Genomic DNA, 3,093 nt, shown 5'->3' with positions numbered 1-3,093 from the left:
TTCAGACGGCCTTTTATATCATCCTTAGCCTTGAAACCCGGCCGTCTGAAACCATATACTTTTTTATTTCCGTGTTTTGAAAGCAGAGAAGAAATGAGTAAAACCGTCCACTATTTGAAAGACTACCGATCCCCTGCATACGAGGTGTGCAAAACCGATCTGCATTTCGATATTTTCGACAGCCATACGCAGGTAAAGTCGCGCTTGGTGGTGAATCCGAAAAGGGCGGGCGAGCCGTTGGTGTTAGACGGTTCGGCGGAGCTGCTGTCGCTGAAAATCGACGGCGAAACGGTGGCTTATGAGCTGGATTTGGCAAACGAAAAGCTGACGGTGCGCGATGTGCCGTCTGAAAGTTTTGTGGTGGAGGTGGAAACGCGCCTGCTGCCGCAGGAAAACAAATCGCTGATGGGCTTGTATGAGAGCGGCGGCAATCTGTTTACCCAGTGCGAGCCGGAGGGTTTCCGCAAGATGACGTTTTATCCCGACCGTCCGGATGTGATGTCGAAATTCACCACCACCATCACGGCGGATAAGAAGCGTTATCCGGTGCTGCTTTCCAACGGGAATAAAATCGACGGCGGTAATCTTTCAGACGGCCGCCATTGGGTGAAATGGGTGGATCCTTTTGCCAAGCCGAGCTATTTGTTTGCTTTGGTGGCGGGCGATTTGGCGGTGACGAAAGATACGTTTACCACGCAGAGCGGGCGCGAGGTGGCGGTTGAGTTTTACACGACGGAAGCGGACAAGCCGAAAGTGCCGTTTGCGGTGGAGTCGTTGAAACATGCGATGAAGTGGGACGAGGCGCGCTTCGGTTTGGAATACGATTTGGATGTGTTTATGGTGGTGGCCGTCGGCGACTTCAATATGGGTGCGATGGAAAACAAGGGTTTGAATATTTTCAACACCAAATATGTGCTGGCCGACAGCCAAACCGCGACCGATGCGGATTTCGAGGGTATCGAGTCGGTTATCGGGCATGAGTATTTCCACAATTGGACGGGCAACCGCGTCACCTGCCGCGACTGGTTCCAGCTTTCGCTCAAAGAGGGTCTGACGGTGTTCCGCGATCAGGAGTTTTCGGGCGACCGCGCCGGCCGCGAGGTGCGGCGTATTGAAAACGTGCGCCTGTTGCGCCAGCACCAGTTTCCCGAAGATGCGGGTCCGACGGCTCATCCGGTGCGCCCCGCCAGCTATGAGGAAATGAACAATTTTTACACCATGACCGTGTATGAGAAAGGCGCGGAAGTGGTGCGTATGTATCACACGCTGCTGGGCGAAGAGGGTTTCCAAAAGGGCATGAAACTGTATTTCCAACGCCACGACGGGCAGGCGGTCACCTGTGATGATTTCCGCGCGGCGATGGCGGATGCGAACGGCGTCAACCTCGACCAATTCGCGCTGTGGTACAGCCAGGCCGGTACGCCGGTGTTGGCTGTTACAGGCCGTCTGAAAGACAACGGCGATTATGTGTTGAACGTCAAACAAAGCATTCCCGCCACGCCCGATATGGCGGAAAAGCAGCCGATGATGATGCCGCTGAAAGTGGCCTTGCTGGATGCGGAAAGCGGCGTTCAGACGGCCTTCGGCTATCAGGGCGCGATTGTGAACGAAGCGGTATTGGTTGTCACCGAAGCCGAGCAGGAATTTACGCTGGCAGGCGTGGGGCGGAAAGTCGTGCCGTCGCTGCTGCGCGGTTTTTCCGCGCCGGTGCATTTGAATTATCCGTACAGTGATGCGGAGCTGGCCTTGCTGCTGTCGCACGACACCGATGCGTTTGCCCGTTGGGAGGCGGCGCAAACGCTGTACCGCCGCGCAGTGGGTGCCAATGAACACGCGCTCTCGCAGGGCGTGCCGCTGCCCGGGCACGGCGAATTGCTGGCGGCGGTGGGCTATGTGTTGCGCGCCGATGTGAATCCCGCGTTTAAAACCCTGCTGCTGCAAGTGCCGTCTGAATCCGAATTGTGGGCGGACGGCAGCGACATCGACCCGATGCGCGTTTATCGGGCGCGGGAGGCTTTGCTGGATTTAATCGCGCAAACCTACGCCAACGAGATCGCCGAATTGCGCCTGACGGCACAGGATCAGGAAGAGCAGGGCGGCGGTGAAGTGTACGAATACGAACCCGACCGCGCCGGATGGCGTGTGTTGCGGAATGCGATGCGTGCGCTGGCCTTGCGCGCCGAGCCGAAAACCATAGACTTTATCGCGCTCGAATACGACAAAATGGCGCAAAACATGACCCACGAATGGGGCATGCTCTCGGCCGCCAACCATCATGAAAGCGGCAAACGCAATGAGTTGCTGGATAAATTCGCCGCCAAATTCGCCGATGACGCGCTGGTGATGGACAAATATTTCACGCTCATCGGCTCCAGCCGCCGCAGCGATACGCTCCAGCAGGTTCAGACGGCATTGAGCCATCTGAAATTCAGCTTGGAAAACCCGAACAAAGCGCGTTCGCTGCTGGGCGCGTTCAGCCGCAACGTGCCGCATTTCCATGCGGAAAACGGTAGCGGTTATGCCTTTTTGGCCGGAAAAGTGTTGGAAATCGACCGCTTTAATCCGCAGGTGGCGGCAAGGCTGGTGCAGGCGTTCAATATCTGCAACAAGCTCGAACCCAAACGCCGCGCCTTAATGCGTGCCGAATTGCAAGGCATCGCCGCGCAAGAGGGCTTGTCGAAAGACGTGGCCGAGATTGTGGGCAAAATCCTGGCCTGAGGCCGTCTGAAAAACCATGTGCAAACGGTGTCGGGCGGTCAATTCCACGCCCGATAACCAGTTCGTCAGGTTGATATAAGGCAATAAACCGCCAGCCATACCGACGATACGGAGCAAGCGTTAGCACAGGTTTACATAAAACAATCAACCTTGCCGATGAGTGTTTATGATTGTAAAATCGTCAACACTCATTTTATTTCAATAACAGGCAGAAAAATGGAAAAACCCAACTTAACCGACGAACTGGTGCGCTTGGCCGAGCTGCGCGACAAAGGCATCTTGACCGAAGAAGAATTCCAGCAGCAAAAGCAGCGCCTGTTGGCACAAAACAGCCAACAAGAAAGCGCAGAGCCGGATTTACCCCCCCCCCCCCCA

The 3,093-nt window shown here is 55.7% G+C and carries 2 protein-coding genes; both read left to right on the top strand.

Features of this window, described 5'->3' with window-relative positions:
* Positions 1-93: 93 nt before the first annotated feature.
* The gene (pepN, locus tag BDE01S_RS09440; protein ID WP_066080745.1) at positions 94-2,718 is read left to right on the top strand and encodes an aminopeptidase N; all 2,625 of its coding nucleotides are present in this window, start codon (positions 94-96) and stop codon (positions 2,716-2,718) included.
* Between the two features lie 156 nt (positions 2,719-2,874).
* Positions 2,875-3,093: SHOCT domain-containing protein (locus tag BDE01S_RS11795; protein ID WP_169798090.1), on the top strand; the 219-nt coding region annotated here is incomplete at its 3' end.

Origin of the sequence: Bergeriella denitrificans NBRC 102155 (genome assembly GCF_001592185.1) — a bacterium.
Classification (GTDB): Bacteria; Pseudomonadota; Gammaproteobacteria; order Burkholderiales; family Neisseriaceae; genus Neisseria; species Neisseria denitrificans.
Note: the sequence above shows the minus strand (reverse complement) of the source record. Positions and strands in the feature narration are given on the sequence as shown.